General features: G+C 44.7%; 16 protein-coding genes and 1 pseudogene. 3 read left to right on the plus strand and 14 right to left on the minus strand.

Translation table 11 applies throughout. The features are described 5' to 3' along the window. Nucleotides 1–8: 8 nt before the first annotated feature. Both O9H85_RS15810 and O9H85_RS15815 read right to left on the minus strand, forming a co-directional pair. Entirely contained in the window at nt 9–491 is a 483-nt protein-coding gene (locus O9H85_RS15810; RefSeq protein WP_333474208.1) for a DMT family transporter, read from the minus strand. 2 nt (nt 492–493) lie between these two features. Next, the gene (locus O9H85_RS15815) at nt 494–796 is read right to left on the minus strand and encodes an EamA family transporter (RefSeq protein WP_269882392.1); all 303 of its coding nucleotides are present in this window, start codon (nt 794–796) and stop codon (nt 494–496) included. 122 nt (nt 797–918) lie between these two features. Here O9H85_RS15815 and O9H85_RS15820 point away from each other — a divergent pair, with 122 nt between their 5' ends. Together O9H85_RS15820 and O9H85_RS15825 are read left to right on the plus strand one after the other, a co-directional pair. Next, a complete protein-coding gene (locus O9H85_RS15820; protein ID WP_269882393.1) occupies nt 919–1,542 on the plus strand; it encodes a LysR family transcriptional regulator in 624 nt (207 codons plus the stop codon). Continuing rightward, on the plus strand, nt 1,526–1,807 hold the full coding sequence (locus O9H85_RS15825) for a LysR family transcriptional regulator substrate-binding protein (protein ID WP_269882394.1): 282 nt from the start codon (nt 1,526–1,528) through the stop codon (nt 1,805–1,807). Before O9H85_RS15820 ends, O9H85_RS15825 begins: the two co-directional genes overlap by 17 nt. 124 nt (nt 1,808–1,931) lie before the next feature. On the opposite strand, the pseudogene O9H85_RS15830 reads toward O9H85_RS15825, so the two are convergent. Next, nucleotides 1,932–2,553 (minus strand): annotated as a pseudogene (locus tag O9H85_RS15830) (protein kinase domain-containing protein); the annotation flags it as partial. Between the two features lie 158 nt (nt 2,554–2,711). Beyond that, complete coding sequence (locus O9H85_RS15835; protein ID WP_269882395.1) at nt 2,712–4,121, minus strand: response regulator transcription factor; 1,410 nt, start codon at nt 4,119–4,121, stop codon at nt 2,712–2,714. A gap of 283 nt (nt 4,122–4,404) precedes the next feature. Here O9H85_RS15835 and O9H85_RS15840 point away from each other — a divergent pair, with 283 nt between their 5' ends. Beyond that, the gene (locus O9H85_RS15840) at nt 4,405–5,997 is read left to right on the plus strand and encodes a sensor histidine kinase (RefSeq protein ID WP_269882396.1); all 1,593 of its coding nucleotides are present in this window, start codon (nt 4,405–4,407) and stop codon (nt 5,995–5,997) included. On the opposite strand, the gene O9H85_RS15845 is transcribed toward O9H85_RS15840, so the two are convergent. The 10 genes from O9H85_RS15845 to O9H85_RS15890 all read right to left on the minus strand — a co-directional run bounded on the left by O9H85_RS15845 (nt 5,991) and on the right by O9H85_RS15890 (nt 19,535). Next, nucleotides 5,991–6,131 (minus strand): hypothetical protein, encoded by a 141-nt coding sequence (locus O9H85_RS15845; RefSeq protein ID WP_269882397.1) that lies wholly within the window; start codon nt 6,129–6,131, stop codon nt 5,991–5,993. The two genes, O9H85_RS15840 and O9H85_RS15845, sit on opposite strands and share 7 nt — an antisense overlap. A 70-nt stretch (nt 6,132–6,201) precedes the next feature. Further along, a complete protein-coding gene (locus O9H85_RS15850; RefSeq protein WP_269882398.1) occupies nt 6,202–7,512 on the minus strand; it encodes a sulfatase family protein in 1,311 nt (436 codons plus the stop codon). Nucleotides 7,513–7,515: 3 nt separating this feature from the next. Beyond that, complete coding sequence (locus tag O9H85_RS15855; protein ID WP_269882399.1) at nt 7,516–9,174, minus strand: sulfatase-like hydrolase/transferase; 1,659 nt, start codon at nt 9,172–9,174, stop codon at nt 7,516–7,518. Nucleotides 9,175–9,200: 26 nt separating this feature from the next. Beyond that, on the minus strand, nt 9,201–10,031 hold the full coding sequence (locus O9H85_RS15860; RefSeq protein WP_269882400.1) for a carbohydrate ABC transporter permease: 831 nt from the start codon (nt 10,029–10,031) through the stop codon (nt 9,201–9,203). Nucleotides 10,032–10,049: 18 nt separating this feature from the next. Then, the gene (locus O9H85_RS15865; RefSeq protein WP_269882401.1) at nt 10,050–11,024 is read right to left on the minus strand and encodes a carbohydrate ABC transporter permease; all 975 of its coding nucleotides are present in this window, start codon (nt 11,022–11,024) and stop codon (nt 10,050–10,052) included. A 68-nt stretch (nt 11,025–11,092) separates the two neighbouring features. Next, nucleotides 11,093–12,577: an ABC transporter substrate-binding protein gene (locus tag O9H85_RS15870; protein WP_269882402.1), complete on the minus strand. Its 1,485-nt coding sequence runs from the start codon at nt 12,575–12,577 to the stop codon at nt 11,093–11,095. A 196-nt stretch (nt 12,578–12,773) separates the two neighbouring features. Beyond that, nucleotides 12,774–15,173 carry a bifunctional YncE family protein/alkaline phosphatase family protein gene (locus tag O9H85_RS15875; protein WP_269882403.1) on the minus strand — a complete coding sequence of 800 codons (2,400 nt, stop codon included), beginning with the start codon at nt 15,171–15,173 and terminating at the stop codon, nt 12,774–12,776. Between the two features lie 251 nt (nt 15,174–15,424). Next, complete coding sequence (locus O9H85_RS15880) at nt 15,425–15,898, minus strand: glycerol-3-phosphate responsive antiterminator (RefSeq protein ID WP_269882404.1); 474 nt, start codon at nt 15,896–15,898, stop codon at nt 15,425–15,427. Nucleotides 15,899–16,191: 293 nt separating this feature from the next. Beyond that, complete coding sequence (locus O9H85_RS15885) at nt 16,192–18,609, minus strand: glutaminyl-peptide cyclotransferase (protein ID WP_269882405.1); 2,418 nt, start codon at nt 18,607–18,609, stop codon at nt 16,192–16,194. An 89-nt stretch (nt 18,610–18,698) separates the two neighbouring features. Next, on the minus strand, nt 18,699–19,535 hold the full coding sequence (locus O9H85_RS15890; protein ID WP_269882406.1) for an HAD-IIA family hydrolase: 837 nt from the start codon (nt 19,533–19,535) through the stop codon (nt 18,699–18,701). Between the last annotated feature and the right edge of the window lie 19 nt (nt 19,536–19,554).

Raw genomic sequence — 19,554 nt, forward strand, 5'->3', positions numbered from 1 at the left:
GTTCGCGTTTAAAGAGCGTCCTGAGCTAACTGGAGAATCAAAAAAGCAAATATTGCTGAAAAAATCGGCTCAAGGGAGAACAAAAAACCTACACTTTCTGGTGTGGTGTACTTTTGTGCTATAGATTGCATAACAAAGCCATAAGCACTACAAATAAATGCTAAGCCGAAAATTGCCACCCAATGTACAAGGGTACTTGGCAATGTAGCTTCTTCAAAAACAAATGTGCCTAGAGCTGCATAAATTGCAGCGAATCCAAGCTGATAAATGCCTAATTGTAACGCATCCACCTCTCGCACGAAATGGTTTGAAGCAATAATATGAATTGCGTAAAGCAAAGCGCCAGCTAGGCAATAACTAGCGCCAACGTCAAATGTAAGATGATCACGAGCAGTTAGTAATAACAAACCAATGGATACAATCACAACACCGACAACGATTTTTGGTGCTGGGAATTTGCGTTTGAGGACTGCTTGAAAGATAGGGACGATAACTACAGTAGTTTAGTTAAAAATCCTGCTGATGTCGCAGAGGTATGCTGTACACCATATAGAAGCATAAAAAAGATACCGAATAGTAAAGCACCGGAGATGGAAGCATATCTTAACGTTTTAGCTCCAACCTTGACCATCTTGTTCATAAAGATGAGCGCAGTAACAAGAAATGCAATTCCACACCGCAATGCCACTATGGTTGATGGAGACATCCCATCAACCCCCAGCTTCATAAACAAATAAGATACTCCCCAAGCCAGTGATACAGAGGCTAAAATTAGATTTGCTTGCTTTTGTGTCATTATATCCACCTTAACTCCTATCATCACGTCTTGAAAATTATCTTACCCAAGCGTACGATATAAGAGAAGTGAATATATTTTATAATGAACATTAGAAAAACTTATATTCGTCCGGAGGCATTATGAAGAGATCCAAATATGAAGTATTCATTAAAGTTGTTGAGTTCGGTAGCTTGTCACGGGCAGCAGAATATTGTAATTATTCTCAATCAGCAGTGAGTCAAATTATAACTTCCCTGGAAAATGAATTTGGCACCAAATTACTAAATAGAAGTCACGCCGGAGTTTCAGTTACTTCAGACGGCGAACAATTGATACCTTATATCCGAAAATTGAGCAGTGCACATAACGAGCTTTCAGAAAAGGTTTTTGAGTTGCTTGGTATTGAGAGTGGACTTATTCGGATTGGTACGTTTTCTAGTATCTCCTGTCATCTGCTTTCTTCACTCCTAAAAGATTTTAAGGCGCAGCACCCGAATATCAAGTTTGAGCTGATGCAGGGAGATTACCGTCAGATAGAAATATGGATCGCCGAAGGAACAGTTGATTTTGGTTTTGTTGATCTACCTACATCAAAAGAATTTGAGGTAATCCCCATCAGTGAAGACCGAATGCTCGCTATTCTACCGGCTAACCATCCATATGCCAATAAAGAGTCCGTGCCTTTACATCTATTCGAGCATGAACCGGTCATCCTATTGGAAGTGACTAAAAAAGAAGTGCTCGAAAATGTTTCGCCAAAATGATATAAAAGCCAGAATTGAATATCGTATAGATGATGACTATACAATTATGTCCATGGTGGAAAACGGGCTTGGTATTAGCATATTAGCTGAACTCATCTTAAAAAGAACTCAGTATCATATCGTTACAAAAGAAACAAGTCCAAGTTTCTCAAGGAGGATCGGAATAGCCATAAAGAACAAGAAGCAAGCCTCAATGGCTGTTAGGTGCTTTCTTGATTTTATTGTAGAAAACAATGAAAGATATATCAGTCTCGTCATTCCATAGAATTTTAAACATTTGATAGTTTTAATTTTATATTGCGCTTGGTTATATCCTAGTAATGAATTGCTGTTCTACTTTCTAAAGACTCCGCGGTAGCCTCATGATGTTTCTGAGCTATTGTCTCCCATTAGTTAAGCCAACCAGTACATTTAACTGCTAAATCCCAAGCTGATTTGAATTCCGACACACTGGAATACCTATTTTGTCTATTTGCTTTTACAGCCCTTAAAGCAACCTCATAAAGTTCCTTTCCGGCTTCCCAACATTCAAATGAACGGTCTAACTCTCCTCCGAGCAGGGCAAACGCGGTTGCTCCCATGGTAAATACGTTTGTACATCCGTCTATCTGAGCACCGAGAGAAAACTCTTCCGGGGACATAAACCGGGAAGATCCCCGTAATCTCCCCATTTTATTGAAATAGGGACTTCTTCGATAAAGGTCAATATCGCATATTTTTATCTCATTATTAGAGAAATCGTACAGTAGACTCCCATCATAAAAATCAATAGCCACAAAGCCTTTGCTTTCAACAAATTCATGAAAAGAAAAGATGTGATCCAATGTGTGTATCCTTTGTTCCACTGATAAGTGTTTATATCGATAGAATGGTGATTTAGGATCATTGTATTTTGATGGGGGTGGAAAAGACCCAGTGCGGGTGAAGGGATTCTCCGTTAAGCCATTCGAATATAGCTGCGTAACCGGCTCCAGCTTTATAATGATCAATTAGTTTAATTAAGGTGGGGTGACTCAATTTTTTATAAAGTGGCATGGCTTCCTTTAAAATTGAAACTTAATCTCCTTCACTGAACATATATTATTTATCTAAGTTAGAACAAGAGAAAAAATCATTATAAGTTCTCCTTCTCCCCCCGTTTCTTGAGCAAATCTGCCCTCAGCATTACTTCATTGCAGAGCATCATCATTTAGTGCTACTCCCTTCTGGCTGCGATATTCTGCAGGCATCATATCGAATTCTTTCTTGAACAGATTCCTGAAGTACCTGTAATCCATATAACCAATGTCTTCAGCGATTTGCCTCACTGTTTTATCGGTACTGAGAAGCAGCCTTCGTGATAGCTGCATCTTCCTTTTGACAAGGAACTTGACGAAATTCATGCCTGTTCTCTGTTTAAAGATACGGCTTAAGGTTACGGGATGGACCCCTACCGCAGCGGCAACCGATTCAAGCGTCGCATTCGGATCGCGGTTGGAATCGATCCAGCCAAGCGCCTGTTCAAACCACCCTAGATTCGGCTGGTGATCGGTGAAGCTAAGCGCCCGGACACCGTCCAATATAAACTTCCGAATTCTCTCTTTCAGCTTCAGCCATGTTTTATACTGCTCCACCCATTGAGTCCAATAATGAACTTTCTCTTCTTCCAACACAATAAATTCCTCTTTACTGGCCAAGCCTTCATCCAGCAAAGCCATCAAGCTAACACACTGCTTCTTCAGCTCCCGCAGCTCCAGCTTATACACGCAATCCAGCCACTCGTTTACGCAAGATTCAAGGTTTTTATAATCCGTCCCTTTAGCACTGGCTAGAATGGATTTGCGCAATTGAATGGCATGCTTCATGTTATCTGAATGGTTAAGTGGCCGAATGGAAGAGCAGCCGCCAAAGAAACGACCCGTTTCCCATTGCACCATGCCTTGCTGGAACATATGAAAGAATTCATTTTTAGTATGGAATTCAATTCCATGGCGGCCGTCCGATTTGACAACGATTCCTGCATAGTCGTTATTTACGGAAAACGAAAATAACATTTCTTCAGAAATCTGTTCATTGGCCCCAGCCAGAAGATCAAGACTGTCCGCGAAGATTACCTGCTTAGCCTGACGTTCATCAAACCACAAGCTAATATTAGGACATTGCATGACATCAACAAATATGTACTTATCGGATAGCTTGTCCAGATACGGCTCCAGCTCCTGTATAAAGCAAGCCTCCATATCCGACTTTACTTTTTCCACAATGGCTTTGAGCTGCCCCCGATCGGCGGGCTTGAGCAAATAATCCGCTGCTCCTAATTGGAGCGCCTTCCGCGCGTATTCGAATTCACCGAATCCTGTCAGCATTACGGCTTGAATACGGGGATAAGCGTGTTTGATTTCACCCAAAAGCTCCAATCCGTCAAGCTCCGGCATCCGTATATCCAAGAACACCAAATCCGGCTGGACCAACAGTATTTGTTCCAATGAAGCATGGCCAAATCCGACATCATAAATTACCGCAAGGGGATCGATAGATCTCAGTTTATTGATAATGCTTTGGCGAACCGCTTTCTCATCGTCGGCAACACAAATCTTCAATTCACTTCAACTCCTTGCAGGGACTTCTTTCAACAGGCACGAATTATGTACGGAGAAGGAGATGATTAGCATCATACGAATATTCAGATTACCCATCGGCAGCCTTAATAAAGTTCTGTCTCTAAAGTATAAATTATTTATTATGCTGATCGCTATTTCAATTATTCCTATAACACTTGTAAGCTACAGCTCTCTTCGCTTTATGTTTCGCTCCAGTACGGAATATACCGCAACCGTTTCTTCCCAATACCTGCAATTCGTCTCCCAGGATGTGGGCAATTACTTGCAAGAAATAAGCCGTTCCCTGGATCCTTTGGTTGTGAATAAAGATTTTCAAGCCTATATGGACCTATCGAAGGATGATATCCCTGCTCAGGCGGGGTATGAATTTAACTTTCGCTCAACGATTCAACCGGTACTTCAGGCTCACCGGGAGCTTCTTGGCATTTTATATCTTGACGGCTTGGGCAAGATGTCTTTGGAATCTTATCAGAAAAACTTGAATTTCGATTTTTCTTTTGTGAACGATCCGTTCTATAGCAAAATTTATCAAATAACGAATCAGCAATTGACGATCCCTCACGCCGCAAACTATATTTTAGGATCTCCTGAAAGCGTATTCTCCTTAGTCAAGCCCGTCATTAATTTAAGAACCGGCATCGTTTCCTCTTGGCTCGTTATTGAAATCAGGGCTGAGGAAATGAATCGGCTGCTGAACCTGTCCGGAAATAATCAAGGAAACAACCTGATATTGTATCATCCTTCAAGCGGTACCGCCATTACGAATACCGATCCGGGTTCAGCCGTCATTCATGCACTGAGGAAAGCGCTGGAGCCGAAGCATATGCCCGGAGAGCCGATTCTTTTCGAATCCGGTAAAGATGAGTTTCAAGCGGTGTTCGTGAATATCCCTTATGGTGAATGGAAGCTCGTATGGATGGCCCCGTTAAGCAGCATCTCCAGAGGCGTCGATCAATCGTTCCGAATGACTCTGATGATCGAGATCGCCAGCCTGGTTGTCGCCCTGATTGTTGCTTTTCCTATAATGAATATCGTATTGAGGCCGCTTCATCAGCTAAAGTCCGGATTACAGAGCCTCGGGATGGGCAAATACGTCCCTATTCCCAGGTTGGACCATACCGATGAGATCGGATTTCTTATCAAGAGCTACAACCAGATGCTGAACGAATTACAGAGAATGGAGCAGGAGGTTTACCAATCGAAGCTGAAGGAAAAAGAAAAAGAGCTTCTGCAGCTCCAAGCTCAAATTAATCCTCATTTCCTGTTCAACACTCTGGAAACGATCGAATCCTATGCTCATATGAACAACGGCAATGCCGTAAGCGACATGGTGCAAAGCGTATCCCGCATTATGCGATATAACGTGAGGAACGATGGAGGATGGGCTCCTCTCAGGGAAGAGCTCGATTACATCCGCCATTTTTTAAATATCCATTATTTTCGTCATGACATCCATGTGAAGATTGATTTTATTATCGAAGAGGCGCTGCTCGAGCTCTCCGTCATGAAGCTAAGCATACAGCCGTTTGTCGAAAATTCAATTAAATATGGCTGGAGCCCGAGCATGGAGGCGAAGGACTTCTCTTTGACCGTCAAAGCGGAAGCCAAGGAGAACGGGACTTGTATCGTGATCCGCGATACGGGAAGCGGCATGCCGCAAGACGTGCTGGACAAACTTACGCTGCTGTTTGAGAGCAAGGGCAACAGTTCGGAACCATTCTTTCTTAAGCATACTGGCATTTTCAATGTGTACCGCCGGTTCCTGCTTGCTTATGGAGATCAGACTGAAATTAAGATAATCAGTGTATTAAACAAAGGGACCGAGGTTTCAATTTATATTCCGACCGCTTATTGATTTAGTAATTGGACCATGTTGCGATAGCTGATTTGAATGCTTTCCAGCTCAGCCCTTTCCGACATATCCTGCTCGACAAATATATATTTGACTCCCACCTTCCGCATCGTACCGATAAGCTTCCCGATATTCATTATACCTTCGCCTACTTCTGTAAAATGCTCCGGCTTCTGGGTCTATTCCAAGGTCATATGAAATGCCTCATCATTTTTTTATGTAATCGGCGATCGCTTCTTGGTAATAAGGTGTCGGCGTCGGCCCTTTCAGGATCGGATCATCTACTCTCTCAAGCCAAGCCCATAATTGCCCGCTCAGCTCGGATAAGATGCCGGCATATGCCGGGTCGTCCGCAACATTGCAGAATTCATTCGGATCCTTATCCAAATCAAACAGCTGAACAACCGGCATCTTCTGTTTGAGCTCCGGGTTCGCAATATTCACGGGTACCTCATGCTTGCGGGCAGGCCAAAAGTGACGGATTAATTTATAATGCTCCGTTCGAACCGCCCGGCTGACGGTCGGGTGAACCATCGTCAATCCGCCTTCGAAAATGCTGAACACGGCCTTCTGTGGAGCGGCTGAGGTATCATCCGCCTCTTGACCGGGGATCAATGCTTTAAAGCTGGTGCCATCCAGATTGCGCGGTGCCGAGACGTCAATCAAATCGAGCAGCGTCGGCAGAAAATCGATGTTGCTGAGCAGCGACTCGCAGCGCTTCCCTCCCTCCAGGCCGCCTCCGGGCCAACGCATGATCAGCGCGATTTCAATTCCGGGGTCGTAGCAGTACCATTTGGCCCGTGGGAATTCGATGCCGTGGTCGGCTGTAAACACGAAGAGTGTATCCCGCTCCTGACCGGTCTCACGAAGTGCTTCTTGAATCGATTGAACCGCCGCGTCTACGCTGCGCACATCTCCCTGGAGCTGAGCGAATTGAGCCCGGGACTCTTCATTATCCAGAATGTAGGGCGGGATATAGACTCCATGGCTGTCATCCGGTTCCACGCCGGCAAAATTGAACGGGCGATGTGTCTCAAAAAAACCGATTTGCGCGTAAAAGGGACGATCCGCTTCCTTGTTTATACGCAAGAAACCGACGACTTCCCCAGCTACTTCTTGACATGAACGGGGCAATCCTGCTCCTTGACGCTGCGCGTACATCTCCTGGAAGCCTAACGAATCGGCGTTGCTTGTTTCATGCTGGATGCCGAATAACATTGTGCGGTACCCCGCCTCGCTCATCAAGTGAGACAGATGCCGTTCCCCTTCATTCAGAGCCCAGCTCCAAGGTGCATGAGTCAAGCCCATCAGACCGTTCGATTGCGGATAGCGTCCTGTCAGCATCGTTCCGCGGCTTGGGCTGCACACCGGGCTAACCGTAAAATAATTCGAGAACAGCACCCCATCCTCAGCCATCCTGTCAATGGACGGGGTCTGAACCGTAGATACACCATAGCAGCCGAGATGCCTGCCCAAATCGTGACACGTAATAATGACTACATTCGGTCGAATGACCATGCTTTACACCCCCATGTTTACATTATTGATTAGAGTGAACGAGGCAGCTGCTTCCACACTGTCCTTATATCCTATGCGAACGGCCTTCGCCCGGATGACGGCAGCTCCTTCGTTTATAGGGATAGGTCCTGTATACAGCTTCCATTTCGGTTCCGGTCCCTCGTCCAGCGAATAGGCAATGGAAGCGCCTTGAGTTGCGGAATGAAGCATGATCATTGTCGGTTCATTGACGCTGGCTTGAACTGTCGGGTCTATGCCTGGATGCTTACTGTTGATCGGAATAAAAATCGGGGCTGCCGTTTGAGGCTGAGCGCCTCCGGGCCACATTCGCGACACCATCTGTACCTCCGCGACATCACCCCACGTATCGTATTTGCTGCACCACGAATCAAGCTCTGACCGGAGGCGCTCCAATTCCTCCTGATATGCGAGATTCCCGGCCAAATTACAAGTCTCATAAGGATCCTGAATGCAATCGTAAAGCTCCTCGGCCGGACGCTTGTTCTGCAGAAGAAGCTGCTGATCCCCTTCGAGCTGACCGGACTGTTTCAGCCTCCACAGCTCTTGAAGCATCGGATGCTGATGGCTGAATGGAATCCAGAGCAGATAAGGCTTCTCCGGATAGTAATTCCGGATATATTTGAACCGCCCGTCACGCACGGCGCGAACCCTATCGTAAGCTTCGTCATAACGGTCGCGGGTAGCAAAGACATAGCTTCTCGCCTTTGCTTCCGGGCCTATAAACGGTTGGCCCTCCAAATGATACGGGAGTGTGGCCCCCGCCAAAGAAAGCACTGTCGGCCCCAAATCCACCAAACTGACCATTTGCTCACTGATCTGCCCCTCTTCCAGAACACCAGGCCAACGGACAATGAGAGGCACGCGGATACCTGCATCGTAAGGCCAACGCTTGGCGCGGGGAAGACCTTCACCATGGTCGCTCCATAAGAATACGATCGTATTCTCAGTCAATCCATCTTCTTCCAGCTGTCTCAGAATTTCTCCCACATATTCATCCGCCTCGGCAATATGGTCATAATGCTTGGCAAGCGTTTGGCGGGACTTGGGCGTATCCGGCAAGTAAGGAGGAATGGTCACCTTATCAGGATCGGTAACCAAAGGCCTGTTCCTCTCTTGATCCGGATAGTACCTCTTCCGGATCATATCGGACCACATACTGCTTTCGTGAGTGCATATGTAATTAAATACGGCAAAGAAGGGCTGTTCAGGCTCCCTATTTCGCCAGTGGGCGTTCATGCTGTTCTCATCCCATGCCGTTAACGGCGGCGCGAATTGATAGTCCGTCTTCCAGTTATTCGTACAATAGTACCCTTCGGCGCGTAAATATTCGGTAAAGGGCTTCACATGTGCAGGCGGAACTGCAAAATAAGGGGTCGGCAGCTCCGGCGTGTATTCGTTCGTATGCTCGGTACGCATATGATGCGTGCCGATAGAGGTCTGGTACATGCCTGTAATAATGGCGGACCGGCTGGGAGCACATACGCCTGCCGTTGAGAATGCATTGCGGAATATCGTTCCCTTCTCCGCCAGCTTGTCAATCTGGGGTGTCCGGGCCAAGGGATCGCCGTAGCAGCCGAATCTGGGACTCGTATCCTCCAATGAAATCCATAAAATATTGGGTCTATTTTGAGTCGCACTCATGGGCTTCAATTCCTCCTCCGTACCTTTTATCCTTTTACCGATCCGGCAATTCCCTCCACGAAATAACGTTGAAATGAAACAAATACAATAATGATAGGCACCAGTGCGATGGTAGCTCCGGCAGCCATCCCTGTATAATCGATCGCATGCTCCCCGATGAAGGAATACATGCCGACGGATAAGGTCCGAAGCTCCGGTTTATTCAGAGTGAAGATCAACGGAATGAAGAATGAATTCCACGTCCATATAAACTGCATGATTCCTGTAGTGGCGATAATCGGCTTGGAGATCGGAAGCATGACTTGTACGAAGGTTCTAAGAAACCCGCAGCCGTCCATCTCCGCAGCCTCCTCCAGCTCCTTGGGAAGACCTTGAAAATACGACATGAACAGCAGGATGAACAATACATGTGCTCCAGACGATTCAGCCACAATGACGCCCGGCAGCGTATTCAGCAGGCCCAGCCCTTTAATGATATGGTATACCGGAATCACAGTATATCCTTTAGGGATAAACATCGTTGCTGTAACGGCTGCGATGAACAGCTTTTTACCCGGGAATTTCACCCTGCCCAGCGCATAGCCTGTCAATGCACACAGCACAATTACAATTATGACGGCAGATACCGTAATCATGATGGAATTTTTAAAATACGTGGAAAAATGAGCGATTCCCCAAGCCCGGGTATAGTTCTCCCATTGGAACACCTCCGGGAACAGCTTCAAGCCGGAGCTGATGTACTCAGTGTTCGTTTTGAAGGAAGAAAAGATCATCCATACGAAGGGATATACCCAGAAGACACCCAGAACGATTAACCCGATATGCAGTAGGACATGCATCAAGGCTTGCTTCCTCATGCCAGTCACCTCCTTTCCTTAATGTCCGATCACGCGTGATTTGCCGGAGTCATTCGACAGCTTCACGAACCAGCCGAGCACGAGCGTGATCGTAAAGATGGCGACGCCGAACACAACCCCTGCAGCAGAGGCGTACCCCAATTGAGGGAAGCCACCGGAGCCGAAAGCATATCTGTAAATATACAGGTCCACCATATCCGTACCGAAGAACGGGCCGCCCTCCGTCAGCGTCTTAACCAAATCGAAAACATGCATACCGTTCACTACGGTTAACAGCAGTATTACTGCACCGACCGGGGCTAGCAGGGGCAGTGTGATAAACCGGAGCGTTTGCCATGCCCCCGCCCCATCGATTTTGGCTGCTTCGTAGTTATCCGCCGGAATCGTCTGCAAGCCAGCCAGCCAATATACCATGATGATGCCGAATATTTTCCATACTCCCACGATAATGAGTACTCCCATCGCCGTGATCGGCTTGCTGAGCCAAGCGACCGGTTCGCGGATAATACCGAGCGCAAGCAGGAAATTATTGAATAACGCATTATCGTTTCCGAAAATAAACTTCATCACGGCTCCGACAATGGAGGCTGTAGTAATGACCGGAAGGAAATAGATCGTTCTGTACAATGTTCTGCCTTTTAGAAAGGATATATTGAGAAGAATGGCCATGATTAGTGTAAGAGGCAGGACGAGAGAGGTTTGCAGCAGGATGTAGATCATATTGTTCTTAAATGCGTTCCAGAAGGCATGATCGGCCAGAACAGCCTTAAAGTTGTCCAAGAATACAAACTTGTTCAATGGTCCGATTCCGCTCCAGTCATAGAAGGAGTATACGTAGCTCATCAGAATCGGATAGACGGTAAAGACAAGAAAGAATGCGAACTGCGGAAGTATAAAAAGGTACGCCCACATATACCTTTGGGCCGATCGCGAATGGAGCCTGCTTACGCTGTTTGGATTGCTTAAGCCGGTTGATTTGCTGATGCCGTTCACGCTACTCCCTCCCTAATGGAAATATGGAAGGAGTTTTTCGCAAAACTCCTTCTTGATAGCATTCTGTCTTATTTGGCCCCATAAGGCTCGTACGGTTTCCAATCAGGGAAGATATAGTCGGATTCGCTTACCTTTGCGCCGGAGCTTTGCACTTTCTTCAAGGCGTCCGAGAACACCTTGTTGGAGTCATTCGTCAGCTGATCCAGTGCTTGCTTAAGATCCTTGATTTGTCCGGTTAAATATCCTTCCGAGATGTCCGACAAGGTGGTTTTAGGCATTTTGCCGCTCATTTCGGTCGCAACCTTGATCGTCTCGGCATTTTTCTGGAACGGCCGCGGAATAAGCACGAAATTTTTACTTTGAATTTTCAAAGCTTGTTCGGCAACCGGATGATTCACTTTAGTGTTTTCATTAATGCTTGGAATAGGAGAATATTCAATTCCGGAGGACACAAGCTTTGGATATAGATTGTCGGCCAAAAACTGGAGGAACAGCTTGACTTCCTTCGGATTTTTTGTTGTTTTGGCGACATGCAAGGAGACCTTGGACTCTCCATAGAAATGGTTGTATTGCGGCTTGCCGTCAAACGTAGGAAGCGGTGCAACTCCATAATTAGCAAGTTTATCCTTCTGCATCTGTGAAGCGAAATAGACCCCGTCCAAGACGAGCGCAACCTTGCCCCCTTCCATCAGTGCGGTTCCTTCACGGGCCGACATGACCAGACTGTTCGGGTGAAGCAGCTTCTCATCCTGCAGCTTCTTGAACATTTGCAGCGTCTGGATAATGCCCGGGGAGTTAAACTCATATTTTCCGGTTTTATAGTTGAAGGGCCCCAAGGAATCTGGTATAACCTCCGGTGTGACGGAAGTCGCCATCTGAACGAGAATAGAGCTCATATAGGTGGTTGGCTTAATCCCAACGACTACGCCATACGCCTGCCCGTTCGTATTCTCTTTCACCTTCTTGCTGAAATCATATAGCTGATCCCACGATTTCGGAATATCTTTCTCCGTTAATCCCGCCGATTTCAACACTTCTTTGTTGTAATACATGGCAAAAGACGGCCTCAATGGATTAAAGATTGGAATCGCGTATATATTCCCTTTCATTGTTGTGTAGCCTTCCGACCAGGTCCCGTCATAATACTGCTTGCGTTTATCTTCCGGTATGACATCATTTAACGGCATAATCGCATCCAGCGCCGTAAGCTGATATGTTGGGATGCTTGGTGTGTAGCCGAAAATATCCGGCAGATCTTGTCCGGAAAGCGCCGTCTGTACTTGAGCTACATATTGTACGCTAGGCACATCAGTATACTTTACGGTAATATTGGGGTATTTCTTCTGAAACTCGGCGATCGTTTCGTTCATGACGCCAGTCACTTCCGGCCAACGCCCCCAGAAGTTGATGGTGACCGGTTTGCTTGAAGCTGCGCTGTCCGCCGAACCGGAGTTTCCCTTTGCCGTATCTCCCGAATCGGATGAGCACCCGGCCAAAGCGCTAACCATTGTTGCAACGAGTATGGTGCATGCGGCTGCTACCTTTTTCCCCATTCGTATCCCCCTCCAATTGGCACCGCTTACATTATTCAGTATACGCGGTAATCCAGCCGGTAAAAAGCGGAATAATTTAGCCGAGGGCGAGAACTTTTTAACTAATGAATCCTCCACTCAAATCAAAAAAAACCAGAAGCCCTGTTTAGGATTAAGGGCCACTGGTTTAGATGTTTAAAATCCTTGCTATTACTCTTTACTTGTCTCCAGGATAGGGTTGGTCTCCTTTTGTCGCCTTCCAATTTGCTCGGTCGAGCTTATCCTTGTCTACGGTATCTGGTTGAGAGAAATCTAATTGCTTCGAAACATCAGCCATCGGTGCGTTCTGCCCATTCATCTGATTCAGTGGATAGAGCGGCTCTTCCACTTTATAAGGCGCAAAGTTCGGACGATCTGTGAAAGAATTCAGCATCGGTACTGCAGAAGCGTCAAATTGGGTCATTGGCTTCATCCCCAAGATCAACTGCACTGTCCGTATTATTGAAGTCTGATCATAGAGAGTGCTATCCACTTTGCCGGTTTGTGTATAAGGGCTAATGACCAGAGCTTCAGTCCGATGTGCATCTACGTGATCAAAACCGTCCCATGCGTCATCCTCCACCACAAAGATAGCCGTATCTTTCCAGTACTTCGATTGGGCCACAGTATCCACCAGTTTCCCAAGAGCATAGTCATTCTCTGCTACCATTGCTTGAGGTGTTGGCATCCCAGGGGATGTACCTGCTGTATGATCGTTAGGAAGGTACACCATTTCTAGCTGAGGTAAGTTGCCGTTTTTCTCGAATTGCTTAAACTCGGTATTCCATTCATTAAATCGAGTAAGGTCATGAATGTTTAAATCCCATCCTGGATAATTGGCATCATAGTTGTTACCCATGCTTTTATCGCTTGGTTCCCACTGAGATTTGTCTTTAGTGGGAAACATAAATTCACCATAGTTCCGGAACGATACCCCAGAAATAGCAGCATCATTCCACAAATGCCCTGCCTTCGAATAGCTTGCGCTATCGACTCCTTGCCAATCATAATCGTGATCCTGAGCTCCATAGGTCTTTTCTTTCCAGTCATTCGCTTTTGCTGCTGTTAACCAATCGTGTCCGTCAGCACTGACCTGCGAATTCACATAGAAGTTATCAAGAGTTACAAACTGGTTAGCGAGTTTGTGGAGGTTTGGGGTAATATTTTTACCATACTGAGTTAAGTTCGGATCTCCGTTGCCTTTACCCAAATCGCCTAAAATTTGGTCGTAGGTTTTGTTCTCTTTAAGTACGTAAATAACATGTTTAATCGGAGAATGTTGATCAGCAAATCGAGGAATTGGGAAATCGTTGTTTCCTTTCAATTTGCTCAACCAACCGTCACCTTCAGCCTTATTTCCTTTGTTATTATCCTCGACCTGTTTTGTATACTTTTTCAACTGCTCATCACTAGGCACATCAACGAAAGACAGGGATCCATGGATAAGGTCCTCTATCGTTCCATTAAGATGAGGACCTGCCCCCAGTCCCTTTGCACTCAGTGCCATAAGCTTCTTTCCATCTTTACTCAAAAAAACGCCTGACGGATACCAAGCCGTAGGAATGAGACCTTCCACTTTCGCCCTTGAAGAATCTTCAAGACTCACCACCGCTATATCATTATTACCTGCATTCGCAACGTACAGTGTTTTCCCATCTGGGCTAACAGTTAGAGCATCAGGTTGACTACCTGTTGGTGCCCCACTATATGGAGAAAGAGAAATGGTTTGGATAACCTGTTCCGTGTTTGGGTCAATAACAGAGATTTGATCACTGTCCGAACACGAAACATAAATAAATCCATCTACTGGATTTTCGGCAACAGCATTCGGATGTAATCCTACATTGATCGTCTTTTTAACGGTGAAGTTCTCCGTATCCAAGATGCTGACACTACTCTCGCCCCAGTTAGTGGCGTACAATTTACTACCATTATGGCTTAGAAAAGCCGTATACGGGTTTTTCCCAACCGACTTGATTGCAGTTACCTGACCTAAAGTGAGGTCAACACGGGAGACTGAGTTATCCAAGTTGTTCGCTACGTATAAGAACTTACTATCGGGGGACACAGAAATCCCCGCTGGAGAGAACTTATTATTAGGATTATTTACGTCATTCATAATAATAGACGGTTTCTCTGTGAGGATGCCGTTGTCGAAGTGATACACGGCAATTTTATTACCTGATGCTGAAGCATAAAGTGTCTTTCCATCCGGGCTGAAAGCTACACCTAACCATAACGACAAACCTTCCGAAGGAATTACTTCTGAAACTACTTTTTGTTGTTCAATGTCCACTACTTGTAAAGATTGTCTACTTTTCACACTTCCCCAAGGTTCTTCCCCATTAGATACTACAAGGTATCGATGATCCGGACTGATCGCACCACCCCATGGTTTATGTCCCAAGTTTAGTTGTTTCCCCGCAGGCGTAAGGAGCCAACCGTGAGGCGTAACCCCAGTACCATTCGCTTGTGGTCCTGCTACTACATTATAGGCGGCAAAAGCAGTGCTTGAACCAAGAAGCAATGTCGCTAATGTAGTTGCAATTAACTTTTTGCTTACTTTTACTGTTTTCATCCTGTTCTCTCCTTTTTGAGTCCATTATTTTCTGAATTCAGTTCAGGTGGTAAAGAATAGTATAGCAACAAAAATTTTTTTATTTTTCTCAGCAATCACCCCCTTTAAATGTCCTTTTTTGTACCCCTTTTTCTACTTTAAACTGAGGCATATAAAAAAAGAGAAAGCCAAACAACAAACGAAGGCATTTTCCTGCCCGGTTTATTGTTTAGAGCTTTCTCTTAGTCCTCACTCTAAAAACAATTATATAGTTATGTATTTTGCAGGATATCCTCCACCACATCAGAAAATTCCCGAATAATTTTGGGTATTGTTCCCGGCATAAGTTCAATTCCGTCTGGCTCGATGTTCTGAGCTAATTTTAAACTATTTACTAATGCCAACGAATCTAAAATAAAGAGATGTAAAATGCCGTATAAACCTGCTCGTTTGGCCTCTTTGATTAAGTGGATTTTCGGAGTCACGATACCATCTGCCTGAACGTAATCTGCAATAAAATCTACGGTTTCTTTATCCATGTTGGAAAGCCCGCGGATTAAATCCACATGATCAAATGCACCTTTATTTGTGTCCTTCGTAAGTCGAACCGCTTCTATGATTTCCTTTACATTCCCACCCATGAAAAAGAGATTGTCTACCTGGCTCTCCAACGCTAAGTTCACATCACAAGGCTTACGGACAGCAGCAATAGTCGGTTTTTTCCCGAAAGCATACAATAAGGACATGTTTACTATTCTTCCTCGTTCATAGTGCCTTCATGATTTAATATAACTGAAATTTGTAATTACAGAGTAAATTAGGTGTTAAATTTATGTGAACCCTTCTATTCGTCTCTTCGTTAGCCTTTATATATGCTCTCCTTTTTTATCTCTCGTATGCTCAATCAAAGTCGTGTTTTTCCATTTTCTCCAAAGATACTTTCAATTTTGACAGCTCTTTTATATAACGAAGTGACGTGCTTACTTATCATAGCACGTCACTTCTCTCAGAGATTCAGAAGATCCTTTTTATCCTCTTATCATTTTTTTGATTCCGGATATGGCTGGTCTCCTTTGATCGCCTTCCAAAGCTCACGGTTGTGCTTATCTGCAGAACCCGAATCTGGTTTGTCGAGGTCTGATGCAGGTGAACTTTGGATCGCAACCGGACCCGGTTGTCCATTTAACTGATCAAGCGGATATTTTGGTTGCTCAACTGAATACGATTTAAAGTTCGGATGGTTGGTAAATGCATTAAGCATCGGAATGGCTGCAGCGTCAAATTGAGTCATTGGCTTCATGCCTAAGATCATTTCCACTGTCCTGACCATGGATACTTGACTATATAAGGTACTATCCACTTTTCCTGTTTGGGTATATGGACTGATGACTAATGCTTCCGTGCGAAGAGCGCTCACGTGATCAGGACCATCTTGGGGATCGTCTTCTGTTACAACGATCGCCGTATCTTTCCAATACTTCGAGTGACTCACCGTATCTACGAGTTTCCCAAGGGCATAGTCGTTAGTTGCTACATATGCTTGAGGTGTCCGTTTCCCTGGCGCAGTGAATGCAGTGTGATCATCTGGTAAATATACTGTCTCGAGTTGAGGCAGGTTTCCATTTTGGTCAAATTGTTTAAACTCTTTTTCCCATTCGTTGTAACGTGTCATGTCGGTTGTATTTATGTCCCAACCCGCATAATTAGCGTCATAATTATTTCCAATGGAAGGATCATCCGGTGTCCATCCCTTAGTTTTGTCATAACTCGACCACCAATTGATGTACTCGCCATAATCACGGAAGGATACCCCTGATCTTTTAGCGTTCGCCCAGATACGTCCTTCCTTTGTTTGGATTGCGTCAACATCCATATCTGCTCGGCGTCCGGAATAATCCGCAGGCCAACCTTTTTCCGAATAGTCATTGGATTGGGCAGCAGTTACCCATTCATGCCCTGGTGAACTTGTCTCTCCATTTGAATAAAAATTATCAAGGAGCACAAACTGATTAGCCAATTTGTGAAGGTTTGGCGTGACATCCTTGCCAAATAACGTTAAACTCGGATCACCGTTGCCTTTACCCATATCACCAAATACTTGATCGTAGGTACGATTTTCTTTGATCACATAAATGACATGTTTAATCGGAGATTGTTGGCCAGCAAATTGAGGGATCGGAGATACTTTATCCCCTTTCTGCTCGCCGTCTGCCTTGTAAACTTTGTTATTATCCTCGACTTGTTTTGTATATTCCTTCAGTTGTTTATTATCAGGTATATCAATAAAGGACATTGTACCCTGCACTAGACTTCCAATATATTGGGATTCAGGAGTCCAAAGATTAAATGTGTGTTTCGGATTGGGGCCTGCCCCCAGCCCTTTTGCATTGAGAACCATAAGTTGTTTCCCATCTCCACTAGGAAAAACGCCTGTCGGATACCATGCTGTGGGAATGAGACCTTTTACCTTCGCTTCGGTATGACCTTCTCCATCCCCGAGATCGACTACAGCAATATCATTATTACCTGCATTCGCTACGTAAAGTGTTTTCCCATCTTGACTTACCGCCAGAGCATCAGGTGTACTCCCTGTTGGTGCATTTCGATACGGAGCAAGGGAGATAGTTTGAACCACTTGCTGCGATTGGGAATCCACAACCGAGATTTCATCGCTGTCGGAATTAGCTACATAGATTAGCCCGTTTACTGGGTTTGCAGCTAAAGCATTCGGGTGTAAACCTACGGAAATTGTATTTTTAACGGTGAAACTCTTTGTATCTAGGACGCTGACGCTACTCTCTCCCCAGTTGCTGACATATAACGAATTTCCATCATGACTGAGAAGCACCATATAGGGATCCTTCCCAACGGCAATAGTTGCAGAGATTTGACCTGTAGCGAGGTCAATTCGAGAAACCGATTTATTCAAATTGTTAGCCGTATACAAGAACTTACCGTCTGGAGATACAGTAATTCCCGCTGGATTGAAATCCGTATTATTTTGATCCTTCATAAGTATTGGTGATTGTTCTGTAAGGGAACCATTATCGAAATTATAAACGCGGATCTTCTGATTGCCACCAGCAGAAGCGTACAATTTCTTTCCATCAGGACTAAAAGCTACGCCAAGAAACAGAGATTCTGGACTCTTATAAGAAATGGTTTGGATCACTTTTTGTTGTTTGATGTCCACTACTTGTAAAGATTGGGGTCCCTCTCCATCATTAGACACTACTAAATATTGTTGATCCGGACTGATCGCCCCTCCCCAAGGCTTATCCCCCAAACTCAGTTGTTTTCCGGCTGGGGTAACTGTCCAACCAAGAGGAGTAACTCCTGTATCGTTCGCTTGCGGGCCTGCTACAACATTATAAGCTGCAAATGCTGTCCCTGAACCAAGAAGCAATGTCGCCAATGTAGTTGCAATTAATTTTTTGCTTACTTTTACTTTTTTCATTCTATTCTCTCCTTTTTGAGTCCATTATTTTCTGAATCTGTTCAGGTGGTAAAGAATAGTAAAGCGACAAAAATTTTTTCAATTTTTTCTCAGCAATCACCCCCTTTAAAATGTTCTTTTTGTTTCTTTTGCGGTTTTAAAATCATTTCGTATAAGTCATATATACTTCTTACTGTTAAGTCAGAATATTGATGAGATAGTTCTTTATTTACGTTATTTGTAACCCATACCGTCTTCATTCCAACTCTCCTGCCACCCAGGATATCTGTGTCAAGATTATCCCCGATCATGACACAGGAGTCCGGTTTCGTTCCATACATTCGCAACCCGTGCAAAAAAAGATAAGGCTCTGGTTTCCCTATATATTCTATCGTTGTACCTGTAACGGCTTGAATGGCGGCAATAATTGCACCGGTTTCAGGTATCTTTTTCCCGCCTTCTCCAGGATGATACAAATCTGAATTCGTACCAATGACTAGACTACCTCTCCCTACTTCTTCTGAAATTTTTTGCAGTTTTTCATAGGTAAAATCAACGTCCCTGCCAACAACGATCACATCGGTCTTTTCTTTATCTTCCAAAGGTATGATTCGGTGTCCCTCTATTGCAATAGCATAATTGAGATTAGCGCTGCCTACCGTTTTTACAGAAACTGTACCAAACTTTTCTTTTAAATATTTACCGATCACATCTGTAACAGGAATGATTTTCGTTGCTGCCACATCCAGGCCAAAGTTTTTCAGCTTTTCTGCAATTTCTCGGGCAGTTTGTCGGGAATTATTCGTGATAAAGCTGTATTGAATATGATTCCTATCCAATTCATGCAGAAGCGACTTTACTCCTAAGGCCAGCTTATTGCCAAGATAAATACAACCGTCCAAATCAAAAAAATACACTTTTATCCCTGGATGAAATACTTCATTCAATTGTCTAACCCCTTTTTCT

Origin of the sequence: Paenibacillus gyeongsangnamensis (assembly GCF_027533625.1) — a bacterium.
GTDB lineage: Bacteria > Bacillota > Bacilli > Paenibacillales > NBRC-103111 > Paenibacillus_G > Paenibacillus_G gyeongsangnamensis.